Source organism: Streptomyces sp. NPDC001020 (assembly GCF_053599115.1).
On record NZ_JBSFLQ010000033.1, the window covers coordinates 21173 to 43413 of the forward strand.

A 22241-nucleotide genomic window follows, 5' to 3' on the forward strand; every position below is an offset into this window, starting at 1 on the left:
GGGCGCGGCAGCCGTCGGCCCAGATCCGGACCGACCGGTTCCGGCCGGACCGGCGCGAGTAACCGGCCCTGGGCATGGCAGGCTTGGGTCATGGCCGTGCAGATCAACCCCAGCATCCTGTCCGCGGACTTCTCCCGCCTCGCCGAGGAGGCGAAAGCCGTGGACGGAGCCGACTGGCTCCACGTCGACGTCATGGACAACCATTTCGTCCCGAACCTCACGCTCGGCGTGCCGGTCGTGGAGTCCCTGGTCCGCGCGACGGACACCCCGCTGGACTGCCATCTGATGATCGAGGACGCCGATCGGTGGGCGCCGCAGTACGTCGAGGCAGGCGCCGGATCCGTCACCTTCCACGCCGAGGCGGCCGCCGCGCCCGTGCGGCTCGCCCGCGAGATCCGTGCCAAGGGCGCCCGCGCCTCCATGGCCCTCAAGCCCGCCACGCCCATCGAGCCGTACGAGGATCTGCTGCCCGAGCTGGACATGCTGCTCATCATGACGGTTGAGCCCGGCTTCGGTGGGCAGGCGTTCCTGGACATCATGCTCCCCAAGATCCGCCGCACCCGTGAGCTGATCAGCAAGCACGGCCTCGAACTCTGGCTGCAGGTCGACGGCGGTGTCTCGGCCTCCACCATCGAGCGGTGCGCGGAGGCGGGAGCGGATGTGTTCGTGGCGGGCTCGGCGGTGTACGGGGCGGCCGACCCCTCCGCGGCGGTACGTGCACTGCGCAATCAAGCGGAGCGGGCGACGGCCCAAGCCTCGTGGGCCTGCGACGACTGAGCCGACAGAACTTGATCGCCGACCGTCCGGGCAGATCGACTTCGCCGGATCTGCAAGGATGAACAGCGTATGCAGAGTGTGAAGAGCAGTGAGGAGATGACCGTGTCGGGTATGTCGGCGGGCCGGTCAGCCATGCGGATGGGACCCGCTGAGCTGGTGCAGGCGGCGGCGATGGCCCGCCGCTTCTACCTCGAGGGCAAATCCAAGATCCAGATCGCTGAGGAGTTCGGCGTAAGCCGCTTCAAGGTGGCCCGGGTCCTGGAGACCGCCCTCGAACGAGATCTCGTACGGATCGAGATCCGTGTGCCGGCCGAGCTGGACGCCGAGCGCTCCGACGCGCTGCGCGCCCGCTACGGCCTCAGGCACGCCGTGGTGGTCGAATCCCCGGCCGAGGCCGAGGAGTCGCCCGACCCCGAGAACCTCGGGGAGGTGGCCGCCGACCTGCTCGGCGAACTGGTGACCGAGGGCGATGTGCTGGGACTGGCCTGGGGCCGGTCCACCATCAACATGGCGGCTTCCCTGAACCGCCTGCCCCCGTGCACGGTGGTGCAGCTGACGGGTGTGTACGACGCCGGGACCGCCGAGCGCGGCTCGGTGGAGGCCGTCCGTCGTGCCGCGCAGGTCTCGGGTGGGGACGCCCACCCCATCTACGCGCCGATGCTGCTGCCGGACGAGGCGACCGCGGCGGCGCTGCGCAACCAGACGGGGATCGCCCGCGCCTTCGAGTACTTCGACAAGGTGACGGTGGCCTGCGTCTCCATCGGCTCGTGGGCGCCGGGCATCTCGACGGTGCACGACATGCTCACGGAGGAGGAGCGCGCTCACTACGCCTCCCTCGGTGTCGCCGCCGAGATGTCCGCGCACCTCTTCGACGCCGAGGGCCGCCGGATCGGGCGGGACCTGGGGGAACGTTGCATCACCGTCAAGGCGGACCAGCTGCGTCGTATCCCCGAGGTCGTGGCGATCGCCGGCGGGCAGCGGAAGGCGGCCGCCATCGACGCGGTGCTTCGGTCCGGGCTCGTCACCAGCCTGGTGACGGACACGGCGGCAGCCGACTACCTGATGACGGCGGGGCAGACGCCGAAGCCGGCCCTGAACCGGGCGGATCCGGACGGGTCCTGATCACTGGCGGGGACGGCTGTGGCAGCATCGGTGCATGCTGTCGCGGTCCGTCCCCCGCCTTTTCGCGGGGCTCTTCCTCTGCCTGTCCGTTCTGCTCAGCGGGTGTTCCACGAGGGACACCGGCACCTCGGCGCCGGCCCCCTCGTGGGCCGGACACATGGCCACCGTCACGGAGTCCCGCCTTCCCGCCGAGGCCCGGCACACCCTCGCTCTCATCGACCAGGGCGGCCCCTTCCCGTACGCCAGGGACGGTGTCGTCTTCGGCAATTTCGAGCGCCTGCTGCCCCGGCACCCACGCGGCTACTACCACGAATACACGGTGAAGACGCCGGGCTCGCGCGACCGCGGGGCCCGGCGCCTTGTCACCGGGCAGGGCGAGGAGATCTTCTACACCGACGATCACTACAACTCGTTCAGGGCGGTGCTGAGATGACCGACGATCCGGCGGGTCGGCGCGAGGTCACGCTGGACCTCGGCGGGGCCTGCGACAAGGCCGCGTTCATGGAGCGGATCGTGCACGCCCTCGAGCTGCCGGACTGGTTCGGCCGCAACTGGGACGCGCTCGCCGACTCGCTCGCCGACCCCACGGTGTGGCCCGCCGGCGCCGCCGAGAAGGGCCTGCTGCTCGTCGTGCGGGGCTGGCAGCCGTATGCGAAGGCGCGGCCCGGGGAGTGGGAGATCGCCCAGGAGGTGTTCTCCGAGGCGGTGGACCGGACCCCGGGCCTCTCCGTGCTGCTCGCCCTTGGAGGATCCCACGAAGAGGCCGTTGACCTGCCTGGATGATCCGTCCGGGGATCGCGTACCCCTTGTCATGGGACAATGAAGTACGTGCTCTTCCCCCTGGCTGACCAGTCCGGGGGCCACCTCTGAACGACTGGGATGTGCAGCACGTGCGTTTCCTCAACGACATCCAGCCCGCGTACGACCTCACGTACGATGACGTGTTCATGGTGCCGAGCCGCTCCGCGGTGGGCTCTCGCCATGGCGTGGACCTCGCCTCTCCGGACGGCACGGGTACCACCATTCCGTTGGTCGTCGCCAACATGACCGCGATCGCCGGCCGTCGCATGGCGGAGACGGTGGCCCGCCGTGGCGGCCTGGTCGTCATCCCGCAGGACATCCCGATCGACGTGGTCACCGAGGTCATCTCCTGGGTCAAGGGCCGTCACCTGGTGCTCGACACCCCGATCGTGCTCGCCCCGCACCAGACGGTCGCCGACGCGCTCGCGCTGCTGCCGAAGCGCGCCCACAACGCCGGCGTGGTCGTCGATGCGGAGCACCGGCCGATCGGCGTGGTCACCGAGGCCGACCTCTCGGGCGTGGACCGCTTCACGCAGCTCGAAGTGGTGATGTCCAAGGACCTGCTGCTGCTCGACGCCGACATCGACCCGCGCGAGGCCTTCAACACCCTCGACGCTGCCAACCGCCGCTACGCCCCGGCCGTCGACAAGGACGGCAAGCTCGCCGGCATCCTCACCCGCAAGGGCGCTCTGCGCGCCACGCTCTACACGCCGGCCACCGACGCCAACGGCAGGCTGCGCATCGCCGCCGCCATCGGCATCAACGGCGACATCGCGGGCAAGGCGAAGCAGCTGCTCGACGCGGGCGTCGACACCCTCGTCATCGACACCGCGCACGGCCACCAGGAGTCGGTGATCAGCGCCGTCCGGACCGTGCGCGCGCTCGACCCCCAGGTGCCGCTCGTGGCCGGCAACATCGTCGCCGCCGAGGGTGTGCGCGACCTGATCGAGGCCGGCGCGGACATCGTCAAGGTCGGTGTGGGTCCCGGCGCCATGTGCACCACGCGCATGATGACGGGCGTCGGCCGCCCGCAGTTCTCGGCGGTGCTGGAGTGCGCGGCCGAGGCGAAGAAGTACGGCAAGCACGTGTGGGCCGACGGCGGTATCCGTCACCCGCGTGATGTCGCCATGGCGCTGGCGGCCGGTGCCTCCAACGTGATGGTCGGCTCGTGGTTCGCGGGCACCTACGAGTCCCCGGGTGACCTCCAGCAGGACGCGGACGGCCGCCTCTACAAGGAGTCGTTCGGCATGGCGTCGGCGCGTGCGGTCCGCAACCGCACGGCGGAGGAGTCGTCGTACGACCGCGCCCGCAAGGCCCTGTTCGAGGAGGGCATCTCGACCTCCCGCATGTTCCTGGACGCGGCTCGTCCGGGCGTCGAGGACCTGATCGACTCGATCATCGCGGGCGTCCGCTCGTCCTGCACCTACGCGGGCGCCGAGTCGCTGGAGGAGTTCGCCGAGCGGGCCATCGTGGGCATCCAGAGCGCCGCGGGCTACGCGGAGGGCAAGCCGCTGCACGCCAGCTGGAGCTGAGCCGGGCTCCCCTCTCGTACGGCGGCCCCCTCTCGTCACCGACGAGAGGGGGCCGTCCATGCCGCAGGACGGTGGGCGGAGGGGGACGGCCGGTGAGCAGGTGTTCTACTTCCTGTAGGGCCACCGGCGCTCCCGGTCGGCCGCCGTCGCGTATCCGCCGACTCGGATCGTGCGGCACCCGCAGCCATCCGCAGAGAAGTGAACCACCCGCCTTGCTGAACGATCTCGACGAACGCATCGTGCACGCCCTTGCCGAGGACGCCCGCCGCTCCTACGCGGACATCGGGCAACTGGTCGGCCTGTCCGCACCCGCAGTGAAGCGGCGCGTGGACCGGCTGCGCTCCACCGGCGCCATCACCGGGTTCACCGTCCGGGTGGACCCGGGAGCGCTCGGCTGGCAGACCGAGGGGTTCGTCGAGATCTACTGCCGACGCAACACCTCGCCGGAGACCATCCAGCGGGGCCTGGAGCGCTACCAGGAGGTCGTGTCCGCGTCCACCGTCACCGGGGACGCGGACGCGATCGTCCAGGTCTTCGCCTCTGACATGCGCCACTTTGAACGGGTCCTGGAACGCATCGCGGGCGAGCCGTTCGTGGAACGGACGAAGTCCGTCCTGGTCCTGTCCCCGCTGCTGCGCCGCTTCTCCTCGGGCTCACCCGCCTGAGCCCGCCTTCCACGACGGTTCCTACGAGGTGGGGAAGACCGGGTGCCATGGCAGCACCTTGAAGTCCCCGCTGCCCTTCTTGACCGTTTCGAAGGCCCCGGTGCTCAGACACCGGGGCACCTCGAGTCGTTCCGTCTCCGGGCTCAGCCAGCTGTAGCCGAGCCGGTCGTGCTTGCCGTCGTCGGTGACCGTGATTCCGACCCGGCGCCCCTTGTGCGGGGTGTCCGAGTCGGTCACGACCCCCGTCATCACGGCCGTGTTCCCGCCCGTCATCAGACAGTCGACCTTGCCTCTGGCCCAGCCGCCCTTGCCGTTCAGGTAGTGACTGAAGGCGAAGGTGCCGTACGCCTTGTACGGGTCCATGTTGTCCTTCGCCGCCAAGTGGGCGTCGAAACTGAACGTGATGTCGTCGCCGAGCGGCCGATACAGCTTGGCCGTGCCGGTCAGCGCCGCCGCCTCCCGCTGTCCCCGGTGGCCGTCCCCGGCCGTGGCGACAGCCGTGCCGGCCGCGGTCACCACCAGCGCCGCCGCCGTCGCCGCCAGGATGCGCATGCGCGCCATGGGAGATCCCCCTCCGTCACCTGCTGCCCGGTCCTTCCGGGCAGCGCGTCCAGACTTCCGTGACGGGGCCTTCAGCGCGTCGGGCCACGGTCGGCACCCGCCTCCGTCGCACGGGGGAGGAAAACGGGTACGCGGTACGACTCGGGCGTCACGCGGGGCGCAACGAATCGCCGTTCCGGTCGGTCACCGCGCAACGGATCACACGCACAGACGCAACAGTCCCGCCTTGTCGCCGTGTCCTGCGGAAACGTACCGTCGTTCCGGCCCTCACACGCCGCCCCCCGCCCGTACCTTCCCGAGGACAGTCATGCCGTCGCTGCGCACCGCCCTGCTCCAGAGCTCAGGCCGCCCCGGCTCCGTCGCCGAGAACCTCAAGGTGCTCGACGAGGCCGCCGGCCGTGCCGCCGCTGCCGGCGCCGGGCTGCTGGCCGCGCCGGAGATGTTCCTCACCGGGTACGCGATCGGCGACGACATCGGCCGGCTCGCCGACCCGGTCGACGGCGAACGGGCCGACGCGGTCGCCGAGATCGCCTCGCGACAGGGGCTCGCGATCGTCTACGGCTACCCGGAGCGGGACGGCGAAAGCGTTTTCAACTCCGCCCAGTTGATCTCCGCCGACGGCACCCGCCTCGCGAACTACCGCAAGACCCACCTCTTCGGCGGCTTCGAACGCGACCACTTCGCCCCGGGCGACCAGCCCGTCGTCCTGGCCGAGTTGAACGGTCTGCGGGTCGGAGTGATGATCTGTTACGACGTCGAGTTCCCGGAGAACGTCCGCGCCCACGCCCTGGCCGGCACCGACCTCCTCGTGGTCCCGACGGCCCAGATGCACCCCTTCCAGTTCGTCGCCGAGTCCCTCGTCCCGGTGCGCGCCTTCGAGAACCAGATGTACGTCGCGTACGTCAACCGCGTAGGCCGAGAAGGGGAGTTCGAGTTCGTCGGGCTCTCCACCCTCGCGGGGCCTGACGGGATCGCGAGGGCCCGGGCGGGCCGCGTCGAGGAACTCGTCCTCGCCGACGTCGACCCCGCCCACCTCGCTGCCTCCCGCGCGGCGAACCCGTATCTGATGGACCGTCGACCCGGCCTCTACGGGTCCCTCGTCTGAACCCTCAGCCTTCCCCAGAGTTCTTTTCCCGCAAGGAGCCCGCACCCCATGACGTCCACGGTGCCCAACGCCGTCCAGCACACCGACGGGCAACTGCCGCCGATCACCATGTTCGGGCCGGACTTCCCTTACGCGTACGACGACTTCCTCGCCCACCCGGCAGGCCTCGGGCAGGTCCCCGCGACCGCGCTCGGCACCGAGGTCGCGGTCATCGGCGGCGGTCTGTCCGGCATCGTGGCCGCCTACGAGCTGATGAAGATGGGCCTCAAACCCGTGGTCTACGAGGCCGACCGGATCGGCGGCCGGCTGCGTACGGTGGGCTTCGAGGGCTGCGACCCCTCGCTGACCGCCGAGATGGGCGCCATGCGCTTCCCGCCGTCCTCGACGGCGCTGCAGCACTACATCGACCTGGTGGGCCTTGAGACCAGGCCGTTCCCCAACCCGCTGGCCGAGGCGACCCCGTCGACCGTCGTCGATCTCAAGGGCGAGAGCCACTACGCCGAGACCCTCGACGATCTGCCGCAGGTCTACCGCGACGTGGCGAACGCGTGGAACGCCTGCCTGGAGGAGGGCGCCGACTTCTCCGACATGAACCGCGCCCTGCGCGAGCGGGACGTCAAGCGCATCCGCGAGATCTGGTCGAGGCTCGTGGAGAAGCTCGACAACCAGACGTTCTACGGCTTCCTCTGCGATTCCGAGGCCTTCAGGTCCTTCCGGCACCGCGAGATCTTCGGCCAGGTCGGCTTCGGCACCGGCGGCTGGGACACCGACTTCCCGAACTCCATCCTGGAGATCCTGCGCGTCGTCTACACCGAGGCCGACGACCATCACCGTGGCATCGTGGGCGGCTCCCAGCAACTGCCCCTTCGGCTGTGGGAGCGGGAGCCGGAGAAGATCGTGCACTGGGCGTACGGAACCTCCCTGAAGTCCCTGCACGAGAACGGCGAGCCCCGTCCCGCGGTGACTAGGCTGCATCGCACCGCGGGCAACCGGATCACCGTCACCGACGCGAACGGCGACATCCGGACGTACCGCACTGCCGTCTTCACCGCCCAGTCCTGGATGCTGCTCTCCAAGATCGACTGCGACGACTCGCTCTTCCCGATCGACCACTGGACGGCGATCGAGCGCACGCACTACATGGAGTCGAGCAAGCTCTTCGTCCCGGTCGACCGGCCGTTCTGGCTGGACAAGGCCGTCGACGACAGGGGAAACCCGACCGGTCGCGACGTCATGTCGATGACACTCACCGACCGCATGACCCGCGGCACCTACCTCCTGGACGACGGTCCGGACAAGCCCGCCGTCATCTGTCTGTCGTACACGTGGTGTGACGACAGCCTGAAGTGGCTGCCGCTGTCCGCGAACGAGCGGATGGAGGTCATGCTGAAGTCGCTCGGCGAGATCTATCCCCACGTCGACATCAGGAAGCACATCATCGGCAGCCCGGTGACGGTCTCCTGGGAGAACGAGCCGTACTTCATGGGCGCGTTCAAGGCGAACCTGCCCGGCCACTACCGCTACCAGCGGCGCCTGTTCACGCACTTCATGCAGGACCGGCTGCCCGCCGAAAAGCGGGGCATCTTCCTCGCCGGTGACGACATCTCCTGGACGGCCGGCTGGGCCGAGGGCGCCGTGCAGACCGCGCTCAACGCCGTGTGGGGCGTCATGCACCACCTCGGCGGTGCGACCGACCCGGCCAACCCCGGTCCCGGCGACGTCTACGACGAGATCGCGCCGGTGGAGCTGCCGGAGGGCTGAGCCGGGCCGGGTGCCGATGGCGGCCGGTCAGATACCGGCCGCCCGCGCCTTCTCGTACACCTCCGCGGCGATGTCCTTCAGCTCCTGCACGTCCCGCGCGGAGCTCTGCAGCTCGATGAGGATCTCGTCGAGTCCGACCTCGGAGTGTGCCGCCAGGTCCTCCACGATCTGATCGACGTTCCCCTGGAAGGGCCGGCGGTCCGGGCCGTCGTACGCCTTGGACGTGTACGCGGCGTTGGCGCGCAGCACACTCTGGAGGGGCTGGGTGCGCCCCCGTTCGGCGGCCAGCTCCCGCAGTTCGCGCCACTGCGCGGCCAGTGCGTCGGCCCCCATGCTCACCGGAATCCAGCCGTCGGCCTTGTCGACCAGCCGCCGCTGGGCCTTCTTGTTGCTCGCGGCCAGCAGGATCGGGATCGGCCTGGCCGGCTTGGGAGCGACCACGGCCGAGGCGATCTTCGTCAGCCTGCCCTCGTAGCTGACCGGATCCGGACCCCAGACCGCCCGGCACACCTCGATCACCTCGTCCAGGACCCGGCCGCGCTCCTCGAACGGACGGACCGAGGCCGCCGCGTACTCGTCGAGCGACCAGCCGGTGCCCAGGCCGGCCACGACCCGCCCACCGCTTGCCGCATCCAGCGAGGCCAACGACCTGGCGAGCTGGAAGGGCACATGCAGGGGCGCCACCAGCACACTCGTGCCGAGCCTGGCGCGATGCGTGGCCGCGGCGGCGAGCGCGAGCGTCACCAAGGGCTCGGCCACCCCGCGGTAACTGTCCGGCCAGGGCAAGCCCTCGATGCCGTACAGCCCCTGGGTGGCCGGCTCCGGGAACAGGGCCCGCTCGAACACCCACAGGCTGTCGTACCCGATGTGCTCCGCGGCACGTGCCAGGTCGGGCACATCCTTGCCGAGGTCGTACTGTCGCATCTGCGGGAGGCCGAGTCCCAGACGGGTCGCCATGCGGTACTCCTTCGTGATCGTGAGTTCCCGTCGGCCAACGTACTGTCGCCACACGGAGGTGTTGGTGATTCCGGGTGGCCATGGCGATTCCCGGGCGAACCGGGTCAGCCTTGCAGGGGCGTGAGCAGCATCCGGCTCGCGAGGCCCACCGTGGCGTCCAGGTGCCGCGCGAACTCCTCGGCGACCTCCGGATGTTCCCGCAGCGCCCACAGCGCACGCGCCGCCGCCCAGGCGCCCTCTCGCGCCCGCTCCAGGCTCCATGAGCCGAGCAGATGGGTGAGCGGGTCGGTGACCAGGAGCAGATCGGGCGGGGGCGTCAGATCGTCGCGGATACGTTCCTCCAGCGACACGAGAAGGTCGCCCACGTCGTCGAACTCAGCTTCCAGATCGGCCGGTTCACAGCCCTGCGTACGACAGGCATCCACGACGGCGAGCGCGAGGTCGTGCCCGAGGTGCGCATTGATGCCGGCGAGCGCGAACTGCAGAGGCCGCACGCCAGGATGGCAACGGAACTGGAACAACGGTCGCCAGCACGCGGGCGGGTTCCCCTCCTCGGCCACCGTCAGATAGCGCTCCGCGCATCCCACGTCCAGCGTCTTCGTGGTCCGCCGGTCCGCGAAGCCCTCGGCGACCTGCCGAGCGCCGACCTCCTCGGTGACGGCGAGGTAGACGCGGTTGAAGACCGCGACACCGTCGCCGGGCGGCCAGGCCTCGTCGAGCGCGCGCATCCGTGGGACGACCGTGCCGACTCCGGTGGTGAACTGCTCCAACCGCACCATGGGGGCAGGGTTGCAGCCCTGGGCCGATCGGCGTAGCAGCGGCCCGCGGGCTTCCCCGGAACGGGGGAACCCGTCGATGGGCCGGACGGGGGAGCAAGGTGTCCGACTTCGAGCGCACCGGCGACGAGATCGTGTACGCCCGTCACGTGCTGGCCGACCTCGGCGGCCCGGTGAACCTGGGGGTCGTCATCGACACCAGCCGCAACGGAAACGGCGCCCCGGCCGACGGCGGGTGGTGCGACCCACCCGGCCGCTGGATAGGGCCGTCCCCAACCCCTGCGTACGGGGGAGCGGGGATCGACGCCTACCTCTGGGTGGAGCTGCCGGGTGAGTCGGACGGCCTGTCAAGGGAGCGCCGGGGGGTCTCCGCGAAGCGCGCGTACGAGTTGGCGCGCTGAAGCCGCGGGGTGCGGCTATGAGTCGGCGCGCCGGTCCCCGTCACGGTCGGCCTCGGCCTGGTCGTTGTACGAGGACGTACCCGAGTCCAGCAGCGGCTCCTGCGTCTTGAGGTGCGCGGGGGCCAGCGCCCGCAGCGCGTGGTAGCCGGTGATGACGACCAGCGTGCCCAGCGCGATGCCGCTGAGGGTGAAGGTGTCGGTGAACTTCATCGTGACGTTGCCGACGCCGATGATGATGCCCGCGGCGGCGGGCACGAGGTTCAGCGGATTACGCAGGTCCACCTTGGACTTGGTCCAGATCTGCGCGCCGAGCAGGCCGATCATGCCGTAGAGGATGACGGTGATGCCGCCGAGCACACCACCGGGGATCGCGGCCACGACCGCGCCGAACTTCGGGCAGAGACCGAAGAGGAGGGCGAAGCCGGCCGCTGCCCAGTAGGCGGCGGTCGAGTAGACACGGGTGGCGGCCATCACGCCGATGTTCTCGGAGTAGGTCGTGTTGGGCGGGCCGCCGACCGCGGTCGAGAGCATGGAGGCGACACCGTCCGCGGAGATCGCCGTGCCCAGCTTGTCGTCCAGCGGGTCGCCGGTCATCTCGCCGACGGCCTTGACGTGCCCGGCGTTCTCCGCGACCAGCGCGATCACCACGGGCAGGGCGACCAGGATCGCGGACCACTGGAAGGACGGGCCGTGGAAGGAGGGCAGGCCTATCCAGTCCGCCTGGCCGACGCCCGACAGGTCCAGACGCCAGTGGTCGGTGAGCTTGCCGCTCGCGTCCACCGAGTGGATCTTCCCGAAGATCCGGTCGAACGCCCAGGAGATCCCGTAGCCGAAGACCAGGCCCAGGAAGATCGCGACACGTGACCAGAAGCCGCGCAGGCCCACCACGGCCAGACCCGTGAAGAGCATCACCAGCAGCGCGGTCCACTGATCCTGCGGCCAGTAGGTCGACGCGGTCACGGGGGCGAGGTTGAACCCGATCAGCATGACGACCGCGCCCGTCACGATCGGTGGCATCGCCGCGTGGATGATCCGTGCCCCGAAACGCTGGACCGCGACGCCGACGAGGAACAGCGCCACGCCCACGACGAACACGGCGCCGGTCACGGTCGCGCTGGTGCCGCCCTGCGCCCGGATCACCGCGGCGACGCCCACGAAGGAGAGCGAGCAGCCGAGGTAGCTGGGGACGCGGCCACGGGTCGCCAGCAGGAAGATCACGGTCGCGACGCCGGACATCATGATCGCGAGGTTGGGGTCGAGCCCCATCAGTACGGGCGCCACGAAGCTCGCCCCGAACATGGCCACCACGTGCTGGGCGCCGAGTCCTACCGTGCGGGGCCAGGAGAGCCGTTCGTCGGGGCGGACGACCGCCCCCGGCGCGGGCGTGCGCCCGTCACCGTGCAGCTTCCAGCGCACGCCGAGGTCCATGTGAGGCTTCGCTTTCTCTGTACATGAAGAACTGTCCGAACCATTGTCACGGTCATCAGGCATTCCTATGCACACCGGGCCTCATTCATGAACGGAGTTCATACATATGAACAAAACTTGATGGGTGCACGCCCATGCCCGGACATCCGCTCGTGACTGTGACCATATTCACGCCCATCGGAGCGACTCAGGGCCGCTGGTCAGGAACCGCTGCACTCCGCGGGCTCACCGTGGGGCGATCTCGGTCACCCGCACGCAGGACGCCTGCGAACCCTGCCAGTCCGCACGCCAGCACCGTCACCAGGCCGAACGACACCACCAGGCTGGTCACCTGGGCCAGCCCGCCGATCGCGCCAGGCGCGACCAGCCCCGAGGTGTAAGTGATCGTCGCGACGCCCGCGATGGCCTGGCTGGGATTCGGGCCGCTGCGGCCCGCCGCCGCGAAGCACAGCGGTACGACAACGGCGATACCGAGCCCCATCAGGGCGAATCCCCCCATAGCCACCGCTGGAGCGCCTGCTACGACGACGAGCAGTCCACCGAGCACGGCGAGAACCCCGCCCAGGCGCACGGTGCGGACCGCGCCGTACCGGTCGACCACCCTGTCTCCCGCGATCCGCGCGATCGCCATGGTGAGTGTGAAGCCCGTGGTGCAGGCGGCGGCGAGACCGGCCGAACTGTCCAGCCGATCGCGCAGATAGACCGCCGACCAGTCCAGGCTCGCGCCCTCCGCGAACACCGCACAGAAGCCGACGGCGCCGATGAGCAGCGCCGACCTGGGTGGCAGCGCGAACCGAGGCGGCGGTTCCTCGTCTTCGGCGGGCTGCAGGTCCAGGACCCAGGCGCAGGCCACGAGACCCAGCAGGGTCAGGATCGCGGCCGCCAGCCCATGGTGCAGCCGGGCGTCCGAGCCCAGATGGGCGGCGAGCGTGCCGGCCGCCGAGCCCACCAGGGCACCCGTGCTCCACAGACCGTGCAGACCGGACATGATCGACCTGCCGAGACGGTTCTCGATCTCCACGCCCAGCGCGTTCATCGCCACGTCCGCCATGCCGGCCGAGGCGCCGTACGTGAACAGGGCCAGGCACAGCGTCGGCAGGTTCGGGGCGAGGGACGGCAGGATCAGTGACAGCGTCCACAGCGAGAGCAGGCCCCGCAGCGCCGTCCGGGTGCCGAGGCGATGGCTGATCCGGCCGGCGAGCGGCATGGCGGCGGACGCGCCGAGCGCGGGGAACGCGAGGGCGATACCCAACTGCCCCGCGCTGACCTGCGCATGGTCCTGGATCCACGGGACACGCGTCGCGAACGAGCCGGTGACGGCACCGTGTACGGCGAACACCGCGGCCACGGCGTACCGGGCGCGCCTGACCTCGCGTAGTCGACAGCTCCCTGTGCCCATCTCGCTCATTCTCGGGCTCCTCCCCCTTGGTGTCCGCCCCGCTGCACGCGTGATGCGGGGAGGCTACGCCCCCTGACGCGGAGGCCGGGACGGTCGGTGGCCTCGGGGGAGGCCGGAGGGCCCTGCGGCGCGCGGACCGTTCGGCGCGCTGCCGGTGACCGCGCGGAAGGGCGCTCAGCATGAGTGTCCGCATCGCCCACCCGAGCCGTCTCAGCGCGCGGCGGCCCCGCCGTCGGGCCGCGCCACCATGTACTCCTCGAACGTGCCCTTGCCCATCGCGTTGGCGGGTGTCAGATGTCCGCCCGCCCGCAGCCCGCGCACCACCCTGCCGGGGAACGGCAGGGTCACCACCGGCTGCCTGCGACCCGTCGCCCGCAGCCAGGCCCGGGCGAGGTCCGGGAGCGTCCGGACCTCGGGCCCGCCCATGTCCTCGACCCGCCCCGCGGGGCGACCGACGGCCAACTCGGCCAGCCGGGTCGCGACCTCGCCGCCGTCGATCGGCTGGTCGTCCACTCCCGCCGGGAGTGGCAGCACCGGTAGCTTCGCCATGGCCGCGAAGATCTGCGCGAGCAGATCGTGGAACTGGGTCGTCCGCAGGATCGTCCAGCCGAGCCCCGACTCCTCGATCAGCTTCTCGACCGCGTGCTTGGTCTTGTAGTAGCCCAACGGCACCACGTCCACGCCGACGATCGAGATGTAGACGAGATGGGGCACGCCCGCCCTGCGCGCGGCCGCGATCAGATGGGACGCGGCCTTCTCGTCACCCCCGCGCGGTGTGCTCGCGCAGTGCACGACCGTGTCCACGCCCGCCACGGCCGCATCCAGGCCGTTGCCGCCCTGGATCAGGTCGACGGCGTACGGCTGCGTGTGCCGGGACAGGACGCGCACCTCGTGCCCGTCCGCCCGCAGCCGTCCGGCGACGAGCCTGCCGAGGGTGCCGGTGCCGCCGGTCACCAGGATCGTGGTCATGCTGTTCAGCCCCTTCGAACGCCGGGCGCCCCCCTCATGGAGCGACCATCGCCCGCTAGGACGGAGAAGGCTCGCTGAAACGTGACACGCCCGGCAGCGGACGAATCGGTGCTCCACGAACTCCAGGGCAGATCAGCTGTCACAAACCGCGCAAGGAGCGAGTGTTGTGCGCGTTGACGGGGACAGCGACCGGCGGGGCCGGCCGGGTGCCCACTATGTGAAACGTGAGGTACCACACAGTGGTTCACTCGCATGGTCGTCGCACGGGCGTGGCACACTGACCCTGTACCAGAAGCAGCGCACTCCGGGGTCGGTGAAATTCCGAACCGGCGGTTACAGTCCGCGACCCGGTCGCCTCCAGCGGCCGGTTGACCAGGTGAAATTCCTGGACCGACGGTTAAAGTCCGGATGGGAGGCAGTGCGCGGCGGGCGGGCATTCGTGCGCGCCGCCGTACCAACCCGTCCGGTCGGACGGGTTTCGTTCGGCGTTGCCCCGGTGCCCTCGCTCGTTCTGTTGTCGTCATCGACAGGCCCCGGAGTCCGTGCCCGAAGAGGCAGGAGGACCCGGGAAGTGTTCACCGGAATCGTTGAAGAGCTGGGTGAGGTCACCGCCGTCGAGAACCTCGGCGACTCCTGCCGTTTCCGGCTCCGTGGCCCCGTCGTCACCGAAGGCGCCCGGCATGGTGATTCCATCGCCGTCAACGGTGTCTGTCTCACGGTCGTGGAACACGAGGGCGACGAGTTCACCGCCGACGTCATGGCGGAGACCCTGAAACGCTCCAGCCTCGGCGCCCTCACTATCGGCTCCCGGGTCAACCTCGAGCGTCCCACCGCCGTCGGCGCGCGTCTCGGCGGGCACATCGTGCAGGGCCATGTCGACGGCACCGGCACGGTCCTGGAGCGCAAGCCCTCCGACAACTGGGATGTCGTCACCGTCTCGCTCCCGGCGGACCTCTCGCACTACGTGGTCGACAAGGGCTCCATCGCCGTCGACGGCATCAGCCTCACCGTCGTCGAGGCCGGAGCCGACCGCTTCACCATCAGCCTCATCCCCACGACCCTCGCGCTGACCACGCTCGGCATCAAGCAGCCCGGGGACCCCGTCAACCTCGAGGTCGACATCATCGCCAAGTACGTCGAGCGACTGCTGACCGGTCAGGGAGCCACCAAGTGACCTGGCTCAACTCCGAGGCGTTCACGCTCTTCGGCCAGCACATCAAGTGGTCGGACATGCTCGGCAACGTGATCGGCCTGGCCGGCCTCGCGTTCGGTTGGCGCCGCTCCGTGTGGAGCTGGCCCGTGCAGTTCCTGTCCGGAGTCGTCCTGTTCACCGCCTTCTCGTCGGCCCACCTCGCGGGCAGCGCCGGAAAGCAGGTGGTCGTCATGGGCGTCGCCGTCTACGGCTGGTGGCAGTGGAACCGCGGCAGGGGGCAGGCCGAGGACGGCCACATCGCCGTACGGTTCGCCACCTGGCGCGAGCGCGGGATCCTGGCGGGCATCGCGGCCCTGGGCACACTCGCCGTGGCAGGCCTGTTCACCGCCTTCCCCACGCTGTCCTGGGACCCGTGGCCCGACGCGTACATCTTCGTCGGCACGATCGTCGCCATGTACGCCCAGGCGCGCGGCATGGTCGAGTTCTGGTTCGCCTGGCTACTGGTCGACGCCGTCGGCGTCCCGCTCAACTTCGCCAACGGCTTCGCCTTCTCCGGCTTCGTCTACGTCCTCTACGGCGCACTCGTCCTGTGGGGCATGCGCGACTGGTGGCTGCGCTCCCGCAAGACGGAGCGGCCCGCCCTGGAAGGAGTCCCGGCATGACATCGGCGCCGATCCTGTACCGCACGGACACCATCGAGGACTTCACGCTCGACCCGGTCGAGCAGGCCATCGCCGACATCGCGGCCGGCCGTCCGGTCGTGGTCGTCGACGACGAGGGCCGGGAGAACGAGGGCGACCTGGTCATCGCCGCCGAGAAGGCGACCCCCGAGATCGTCGCCTTCATGATGCGCGAGTGCCGCGGCCTGATCTGCGCCCCGATGGAGGGCGACGAACTCGACCGCCTCCAACTCCCGCAGATGGTCGACCACAACACCGAGTCGATGCGTACCGCGTTCACCGTGTCCGTCGACGCGACCGCCGCACACGGCGTGAGCACCGGTATCTCCGCCGCTGACCGCGCCACCACGCTGCGGCTGTTGGCGCAGGGTGAGGCGGGCCCCGGCGACTTCGTCCGCCCCGGCCATGTCTTCCCGCTGCGCGCCAGGCCAGGCGGCGTACTCGTGCGCGACGGCCACACCGAGGCCGCCGTCGACCTCGCCCGGCTTGCGGGACTGCACCCGGCCGGCGCGATCGTGGAGATCGCCGGCGAGGACGGCCGCATGCTGCGCCTGCCCGACCTGATCCCGTTCGCCCGCAAGCACGGCCTGACGATCATCTCCATCGAGGACCTGATCGCCTACCGCCGGACCTCCGAGCCCACCGTCCGCCGTGAGGCCGCGGTCCATCTGCCCACCGCCTTCGGCGAGTTCACGGCGTACGGCTACCGCTCCACCCTCGACGGCATCGAGCACGTCGCCCTCGTGCACGGCGAGATCGGCGACGGCGAGGACGTCCTCGTCCGCGTCCACTCCGAATGCCTCACGGGCGACGTCCTCCACTCCCTGCGCTGTGACTGCGGCCCCCAGTTGGAGACCTCCCTGAAGCGCATCCAGGTCGAGGGCCGGGGTGTGGTCGTCTACCTGCGCGGCCACGAGGGACGCGGCATCGGGCTGTTGTCCAAGCTGCGCGCGTACGAACTCCAGGAGCGAGGCCACGACACGCTGGACGCCAACCTGGAACTCGGCCTGCCCGCCGACGCCCGCGACTACGTCGCCGGTGCCCGGATCCTTCAGGACCTCGGCGTGCGCGGCGTGCGCCTGATGACCAACAACCCCGACAAGACCGACGCCCTGCGCCGGTACGGCCTCAAGATCACCGGCCGGGAGTCGATGCCCGTGCAGGCGGGCGAACACAACCTCCGCTACCTGCGTACCAAGCGGGACCGGATGGGGCATGACCTGCCCTGGCTGGACACGACCGCCGTGTCCGCCTGCGGCAACCAGTAAGAGAACACGGAGGAGAGACGTGAGCGGCAAGGGCGCACCGGAGCTGTCCGTACGCAACGCGAGCGACCTGCGGGTCGCCGTCATCGCGGCACAGTGGCACGACAAGGTGATGGACGGTCTGGTGAACGGCGCGCTGCGCGCCCTGGGCGAGCTGGGGATCGACGAGCCGACTCTGCTGCGAGTCCCCGGCAGCTTCGAGCTCCCGGTCGCCGCCAAGGCCCTCGCGGGTCGTGGCTACGACGCGATCGTCGCCCTCGGGGTCGTCATCCGCGGCGGCACCCCCCACTTCGATTACGTGTGCCAGGGCGTCACCCAGGGCCTGACCCAGGTGTCCGTCGAGACCGGCGTTCCCGTCGGCTTCGGGGTGCTGACCTGCGACACGGAGGAGCAGGCCCTCGACCGAGCGGGCCTGGAAGGATCCAACGAGGACAAGGGACACGAGGCGGTGACCGCGGCGGTGGCGACCGCCGTCACGCTCCGCTCGGTAGCCGAACCCTGGCACTGAGGCAGAGCCCGGAGCGCGTAGGGTTAGCACCACCATGTCGAATAAGACGTTCGAGGAGCTGTTCACCGAGCTCCAGCACAAGGCCGACCATGGCGACCCCGCCACCTCCCGCACCGCAGAGCTGGTGGGCAAGGGCGTCCATGCCATCGGCAAGAAGATCGTCGAGGAAGCCGCCGAGGTCTGGATGGCTGCCGAGCACGAGGGCAAGGAAGCCGCCGCTGAGGAGATCTCGCAGCTGCTGTACCACGTTCAGGTGATGATGGTCGCCCGTGGTATCTCCCTCGACGACGTCTACGCCCACCTCTGAGACACCCCACGCACACCGCAGACAGCACGAATCGAACGAAGGAAGCCCCCCTCATGCTGCGCATCGCCGTCCCCAACAAGGGTTCACTGTCCGGCCCTGCGGCGGAGATGCTGCATGAGGCGGGCTACCAGCAGCGCCGGGAGTCCAAGGAACTGAGGATCGTCGACCCCGAGAACGAGGTCGAGTTCTTCTACCTTCGCCCCCGTGACATCGCGATCTACGTCTCCTCCGGCCGCCTCGACATCGGTATCACCGGCCGTGACCTGCTGATCGACTCCGGCGCGAGCGCCGAGGAGATCCTCGCGCTCGGCTTCGCCCGCTCCACCTTCCGCTTCGCCACCAAGCCCGGGACGGCGCGGAGTGCCGACGACCTCGTCGGCAAGACGGTCGCGACCTCCTACGAGGGCATCGTCGCCAAGCACCTCGCCGACAAGGGCATCGACGCCTCCGTCGTCCACCTCGACGGCGCCGTGGAGACGGCCATCGAGCTGGGCGTCGCCGAGGTCATCGCGGACGTTGTCCAGACCGGCACCTCGCTGCGAAACGCGGGCCTGGAGGTCATCGGCGAGCCGATCATGAAGTCCGAGGCGATCGTCGTCCGCCGCACCGGCGCCGACACCGAGGACCCCAAGGTGCAGCAGTTCCTGCGCCGTCTCCAGGGCGTCCTGGTGGCCCGGACGTACGTGATGATGGACTACGACTGCCGCGTCGAGCAGTTGGAGAAGGCCGTCGCGCTCACCCCGGGCCTGGAGTCCCCGACCGTCTCGCCGCTGCACAACGAGGGCTGGGTGGCCGTCCGGGCGATGGTCCCGGCCAAGGAGGCCCAGCGGATCATGGACGATCTGTACGAGATCGGCGCTCGGGCCATCCTGACCACTGCCATCCACGCCTGCCGCCTCTGAGGGACCCGTACCGATGTCCGATCTGCCCAGCCTCCCGGTCACCTTCCGGCCGGGACGTACCCGTGCCGTGCTGTTCACCGTCGGCGCGGCGACCTTTGTGGCCATAACCACAGTCGGGATGCTGTTGGAGGACCTCACCACCGGGGAGCGCCTCAGCTTCGTCTTCACGGCTGCCCTTTTCTTCGGAGTGCTGCTCCTGCTGTCCCGGCCCAAGGTCGTTGCCGATGAGACCGGGGTCACCGTCGTCAACTTCGCCAGCAGTCGCCGCCTGGACTGGGCGGAAATCGTCCAGGTGAACCTGCGTCCGGGTGACCCCTGGGTGTTCCTCAACCTCAGCGACGGCACCAGCCTGCCCGTCCTGGGCATCCAGCCGGGCATCGCCAAACAGCGCGCGATCGAGGACGCACGCACCCTCCGGGCACTCGCCGAGGCCCGCTCCGTGGCCGAACCCGAGCGGCATCAGGGTTGACTCAGGGCCCTCCACCCTGCCGCACATGACGATTTCTTGATTAATCTGGAGAAGGAGGCACGTTCATCGGCCTCCGCCCCTGATGCTCCGCCCGGTGCTCAGGGGCTCCTGCTACCCGAGGAGTGACTCCCTCCGGCGATGGACGGATCGTCCTGTAGTACCTGCGCCGCCCCCTGCCGACATACCGCGGACCTGGTCCGCGGCCACGCGGAGGCGGCGGCATCATGACTACCCCCCTGCTGCTCCTTGGGGCAGCGTTCCTGCTGATCCTGGCCAATGGCTTCTTCGTCGCAGCCGAATTCGGACTCGTCACGGTCGAGCGGCCAGACGCCGAGAAGGCCGCGGCCGAGGGCGACCGACGGGCCCGTACGGTCGTCGCGTCACTCAAGGAACTGTCCTTTCAGCTCTCCGGCACCCAGCTCGGCATCACCATCACCTCGCTGGTCGTCGGCATGCTCGCCGAACCGGCGCTCGAGCAGTTGCTGCACGGCCCGTTCACCGCGATAGGCATCCCCGAGGGTGCCGTCTCGGGTGTCGCCGTGGTCGTCGGCATGCTGCTCGCGTCGGCCGCGCAGATGGTGATCGGCGAACTCGTACCCAAGAACTGGGCGGTGTCCCGTCCACTGCAGGTCGCGCGCTTCGTCGCGGGTCCGCAGCGCCTGTTCTCGCGGCTGTTCCGGCCGGTGATCGCGGCACTCAACGCGGTCGCCAACCGGCTGGTGCGCGCCCTGGGCGTGGAGCCCGCCGAGGAGCTGGCTTCCGCCCGCACCCCCGGCGAGCTCGTCTCGCTCGCCCGGCACTCGGCGCGGGCCGGCACATTGGAACAGGACACGGCCGACCTGTTCGTCCGGACGATGTCCCTGGGTGAGCTCACCGCCCAGCATGTGATGACCCCGCGGGTGAAGGTGAGCGCGCTGCAGTCCTCCGCCACCGCGGAGGACGTGGTCAATCTCACCAGGGCCACCGGCCTGTCCCGTTTCCCCGTCTACCGGGAGAAGATCGACGAGGTCATCGGCATGGTGCACCTGAAGAACGCCCTCGCCGTGCCCTCGCACGAACGGCTGCGCACGCCTGTCGTCCGTATCGCCCAGACGCCGCTGCTCGTCCCGGAGACGCTGCCTGTGCAGCCCCTGCTGGAGCGGCTGCGCAGCGAGCAGCCCATCGCGGTCGTGGTCGACGAGTACGGCGGCACGGCGGGCGTCGTCACCCTGGAGGACATCGTCGAGGAACTGGTGGGCGAGGTACGCGACGAGCACGACGGACTGGACCTGCCCGAACTCGTCGCCGGGCCGCCCGAGGACGGGCGGCCCGTGTGGGACGCCGACGGCAGCTGCCGGGTCGACGTCCTGCAACGGATAGGCCTGGACGTGCCGGAGGGGCCGTACGAGACCGTGGCCGGACTCGTGGCCGATCTGCTCGGCCGGATCCCCGCACTCGGGGACCGCGCCGAACTGCCGGGCTGGCGCCTCACGGTGCGCGAGGTCGGGCACTATCGCGCCGAACGGGTGAGGCTCGTGAAGGCCGCGGATGTCGCCGTGCCGGCCGCGGAGGCGGCGCGATGAGCCTGCTGCAACTTCTGTTCGCCGCGCTGCTGGTCCTCGTCAACGGGTTCTTCGTCGGCGCCGAGTTCGCGCTGGTGTCCGTACGGCGCAGCCAGATCGAGCCGCTCGGCACCGCACGGGCGCGGCAGGTGCTGTACGGCCTGGAGCGGCTGCCCCAGATGATGGCCGCGGCCCAGTTCGGCATCACCTTGTGTTCGCTGACGCTGGGTGCGGTCGCCGAGCCGACGGTGGCGCATCTGCTGGAGCCGGTCTTCGCGGCGGCGCACATCCCTGACAAGATGGTTCACCCGCTCGGGTATGTGATCGCGCTCGCCGTGGTCGTGTTCCTCCATCTGGTGATCGGCGAGATGATGCCGAAGAACCTGGCGATGGCGGCGCCGGAGAAGGTCGCCCTGTGGCTGAGCCCGGGGCTGGTGGCGTTCGCGCGGCTGTGCCGGCCTGTGACGGTCGCGCTGAGCGCCTGTGCCCAGGTGATTCTCAAACTGTTCCGGGTGGAGCTGAGGGACGAGGTCGAGGCGGTCTTCACCAGCGAACAGCTCAACCAACTGGTGGAGGACTCCGGCCAGGCGGGGCTGCTCGACCCCGAGGAGCAGGAACGGCTGGAGGACGCGCTGGAGCTGGGATCGCACCCGGTGACGGACGTCCTCCTGGACCCGGACCTGCTGGTGACGGTGGAGCCCACGGTGACGCCGGGCCAGGTGGTGGCGCTCACCGCGCGCACCGGGTACTCGCGTTTCCCCGTGGTCGCCCAGAACGGAGCCTTCATGGGCTACCTCCACGTGAAGGACGTCCTCGACATGGAGGACTCCGAGCGGGCGGTGCCGCAGCAGCTCTGGCGGCCGATGACGACGCTCGCCGCGGAGTTGCCGCTGGACGACGCGCTGACCGTGATGCGCCGGGCGGCCACGCACCTGGCGCAGGTCGCGGACTCCTCCGGGCGGGTGCTCGGCCTGGTCGCCCTGGAGGACGTTCTGGAACTCCTGGTGGGCGAGGTCAGGGATCCGGCACACCGGGATGCCCCGCCGCAGCCGCGCATGCCGGAACAGAAGGAAGCGGTACTGGGCTGACCGACGAGGGTCCTCCCGCCCCCCATGCGGGGCGGGAGGACCCTCCAGCGCGTATGCGGACCCCTGTACGCGGC

24 protein-coding genes and 1 riboswitch are annotated in these 22241 nt (G+C 70.0%); of the genes, 18 read left to right on the forward strand and 6 right to left on the reverse strand.

Going from position 1 to position 22241, the window contains the following annotated elements:
* The first annotated feature begins 90 nt into the window (after positions 1 to 90).
* The 6 genes from rpe (at position 91) to ACWDEX_RS27230 (ending at position 4897) form a co-directional block, all read left to right on the forward strand.
* A complete protein-coding gene (rpe, locus tag ACWDEX_RS27205; RefSeq protein WP_450466780.1) occupies positions 91 to 777 on the forward strand; it encodes a ribulose-phosphate 3-epimerase in 687 nt (228 codons plus the stop codon).
* 78 nt (positions 778 to 855) lie between these two features.
* Positions 856 to 1899, forward strand: a complete 1044-nt coding sequence (locus ACWDEX_RS27210; protein WP_450466847.1) for a sugar-binding transcriptional regulator — start codon at positions 856 to 858, stop codon at positions 1897 to 1899.
* Between the two features lie 34 nt (positions 1900 to 1933).
* On the forward strand, positions 1934 to 2332 hold the full coding sequence (locus ACWDEX_RS27215; protein WP_450466781.1) for a ribonuclease domain-containing protein: 399 nt from the start codon (positions 1934 to 1936) through the stop codon (positions 2330 to 2332).
* On the forward strand, positions 2329 to 2682 hold the full coding sequence (locus tag ACWDEX_RS27220; RefSeq protein ID WP_450466783.1) for a barstar family protein: 354 nt from the start codon (positions 2329 to 2331) through the stop codon (positions 2680 to 2682). Before ACWDEX_RS27215 ends, ACWDEX_RS27220 begins: the two co-directional genes overlap by 4 nt.
* A gap of 107 nt (positions 2683 to 2789) precedes the next feature.
* Entirely contained in the window at positions 2790 to 4232 is a 1443-nt protein-coding gene (locus ACWDEX_RS27225) for a GuaB1 family IMP dehydrogenase-related protein (RefSeq protein ID WP_450466848.1), read from the forward strand.
* A gap of 212 nt (positions 4233 to 4444) precedes the next feature.
* On the forward strand, positions 4445 to 4897 hold the full coding sequence (locus ACWDEX_RS27230; protein ID WP_450466784.1) for an Lrp/AsnC family transcriptional regulator: 453 nt from the start codon (positions 4445 to 4447) through the stop codon (positions 4895 to 4897).
* A gap of 21 nt (positions 4898 to 4918) precedes the next feature.
* Here the strand turns inward: ACWDEX_RS27230 and ACWDEX_RS27235 are convergent, their stop codons facing one another.
* Complete coding sequence (locus tag ACWDEX_RS27235; RefSeq protein ID WP_450466785.1) at positions 4919 to 5458, reverse strand: Repetin; 540 nt, start codon at positions 5456 to 5458, stop codon at positions 4919 to 4921.
* A gap of 316 nt (positions 5459 to 5774) precedes the next feature.
* Here ACWDEX_RS27235 and ACWDEX_RS27240 point away from each other — a divergent pair, with 316 nt between their 5' ends.
* Together ACWDEX_RS27240 and ACWDEX_RS27245 are read left to right on the forward strand one after the other, a co-directional pair.
* On the forward strand, positions 5775 to 6563 hold the full coding sequence (locus ACWDEX_RS27240) for a carbon-nitrogen hydrolase family protein (protein WP_450466849.1): 789 nt from the start codon (positions 5775 to 5777) through the stop codon (positions 6561 to 6563).
* A gap of 48 nt (positions 6564 to 6611) precedes the next feature.
* Positions 6612 to 8324: a flavin monoamine oxidase family protein gene (locus ACWDEX_RS27245; protein WP_450466786.1), complete on the forward strand. Its 1713-nt coding sequence runs from the start codon at positions 6612 to 6614 to the stop codon at positions 8322 to 8324.
* A 27-nt stretch (positions 8325 to 8351) separates the two neighbouring features.
* Here ACWDEX_RS27245 and ACWDEX_RS27250 read toward each other — a convergent pair whose 3' ends face one another.
* Positions 8352 to 9281, reverse strand: a complete 930-nt coding sequence (locus ACWDEX_RS27250) for an LLM class F420-dependent oxidoreductase (protein WP_450466787.1) — start codon at positions 9279 to 9281, stop codon at positions 8352 to 8354.
* Between the two features lie 104 nt (positions 9282 to 9385).
* Complete coding sequence (locus ACWDEX_RS27255) at positions 9386 to 10060, reverse strand: DUF5995 family protein (protein WP_450466789.1); 675 nt, start codon at positions 10058 to 10060, stop codon at positions 9386 to 9388.
* 98 nt (positions 10061 to 10158) lie between these two features.
* Between ACWDEX_RS27255 and ACWDEX_RS27260 the strand changes: the two genes are divergently transcribed.
* Positions 10159 to 10458: a glycoside hydrolase family 6 protein gene (locus tag ACWDEX_RS27260; protein WP_450466790.1), complete on the forward strand. Its 300-nt coding sequence runs from the start codon at positions 10159 to 10161 to the stop codon at positions 10456 to 10458.
* A gap of 15 nt (positions 10459 to 10473) precedes the next feature.
* Here ACWDEX_RS27260 and ACWDEX_RS27265 read toward each other — a convergent pair whose 3' ends face one another.
* The 3 genes from ACWDEX_RS27265 to ACWDEX_RS27275 form a co-directional block, all read right to left on the reverse strand.
* Positions 10474 to 11886, reverse strand: coding sequence for a uracil-xanthine permease family protein (locus ACWDEX_RS27265; protein WP_450466792.1), 1413 nt, complete (start codon positions 11884 to 11886; stop codon positions 10474 to 10476).
* A gap of 187 nt (positions 11887 to 12073) precedes the next feature.
* Positions 12074 to 13285, reverse strand: coding sequence for an MFS transporter (locus tag ACWDEX_RS27270; RefSeq protein WP_450466850.1), 1212 nt, complete (start codon positions 13283 to 13285; stop codon positions 12074 to 12076).
* Positions 13286 to 13495: 210 nt separating this feature from the next.
* Positions 13496 to 14254 carry an SDR family oxidoreductase gene (locus ACWDEX_RS27275; protein ID WP_450466794.1) on the reverse strand — a complete coding sequence of 253 codons (759 nt, stop codon included), beginning with the start codon at positions 14252 to 14254 and terminating at the stop codon, positions 13496 to 13498.
* A 295-nt stretch (positions 14255 to 14549) separates the two neighbouring features.
* Positions 14550 to 14680, forward strand: a riboswitch (FMN riboswitch).
* A gap of 145 nt (positions 14681 to 14825) precedes the next feature.
* Between ACWDEX_RS27275 and ACWDEX_RS27280 the strand changes: the two genes are divergently transcribed.
* The 9 genes from ACWDEX_RS27280 to ACWDEX_RS27320 all read left to right on the forward strand — a co-directional run bounded on the left by ACWDEX_RS27280 (position 14826) and on the right by ACWDEX_RS27320 (position 22167).
* Positions 14826 to 15428, forward strand: coding sequence for a riboflavin synthase (locus ACWDEX_RS27280; protein ID WP_450466795.1), 603 nt, complete (start codon positions 14826 to 14828; stop codon positions 15426 to 15428).
* Positions 15425 to 16069, forward strand: a complete 645-nt coding sequence (locus ACWDEX_RS27285) for a nicotinamide mononucleotide transporter family protein (RefSeq protein WP_450466796.1) — start codon at positions 15425 to 15427, stop codon at positions 16067 to 16069. Before ACWDEX_RS27280 ends, ACWDEX_RS27285 begins: the two co-directional genes overlap by 4 nt.
* Positions 16066 to 17355 (forward strand): bifunctional 3,4-dihydroxy-2-butanone-4-phosphate synthase/GTP cyclohydrolase II, encoded by a 1290-nt coding sequence (locus ACWDEX_RS27290; protein WP_450466797.1) that lies wholly within the window; start codon positions 16066 to 16068, stop codon positions 17353 to 17355. Before ACWDEX_RS27285 ends, ACWDEX_RS27290 begins: the two co-directional genes overlap by 4 nt.
* Positions 17356 to 17374: 19 nt before the next feature.
* On the forward strand, positions 17375 to 17860 hold the full coding sequence (gene ribH, locus ACWDEX_RS27295; RefSeq protein ID WP_450466798.1) for a 6,7-dimethyl-8-ribityllumazine synthase: 486 nt from the start codon (positions 17375 to 17377) through the stop codon (positions 17858 to 17860).
* Between the two features lie 34 nt (positions 17861 to 17894).
* Entirely contained in the window at positions 17895 to 18167 is a 273-nt protein-coding gene (locus ACWDEX_RS27300; protein ID WP_450466800.1) for a phosphoribosyl-ATP diphosphatase, read from the forward strand.
* A 53-nt stretch (positions 18168 to 18220) separates the two neighbouring features.
* Positions 18221 to 19069 carry an ATP phosphoribosyltransferase gene (gene hisG / locus ACWDEX_RS27305; RefSeq protein ID WP_450466801.1) on the forward strand — a complete coding sequence of 283 codons (849 nt, stop codon included), beginning with the start codon at positions 18221 to 18223 and terminating at the stop codon, positions 19067 to 19069.
* A gap of 13 nt (positions 19070 to 19082) precedes the next feature.
* Positions 19083 to 19538: a PH domain-containing protein gene (locus ACWDEX_RS27310; RefSeq protein WP_450466802.1), complete on the forward strand. Its 456-nt coding sequence runs from the start codon at positions 19083 to 19085 to the stop codon at positions 19536 to 19538.
* Positions 19539 to 19762: 224 nt separating this feature from the next.
* Positions 19763 to 21100 carry a hemolysin family protein gene (locus ACWDEX_RS27315; protein ID WP_450466803.1) on the forward strand — a complete coding sequence of 446 codons (1338 nt, stop codon included), beginning with the start codon at positions 19763 to 19765 and terminating at the stop codon, positions 21098 to 21100.
* Complete coding sequence (locus ACWDEX_RS27320) at positions 21097 to 22167, forward strand: hemolysin family protein (RefSeq protein ID WP_450466804.1); 1071 nt, start codon at positions 21097 to 21099, stop codon at positions 22165 to 22167. Before ACWDEX_RS27315 ends, ACWDEX_RS27320 begins: the two co-directional genes overlap by 4 nt.
* Positions 22168 to 22241: the final 74 nt, after the last annotated feature.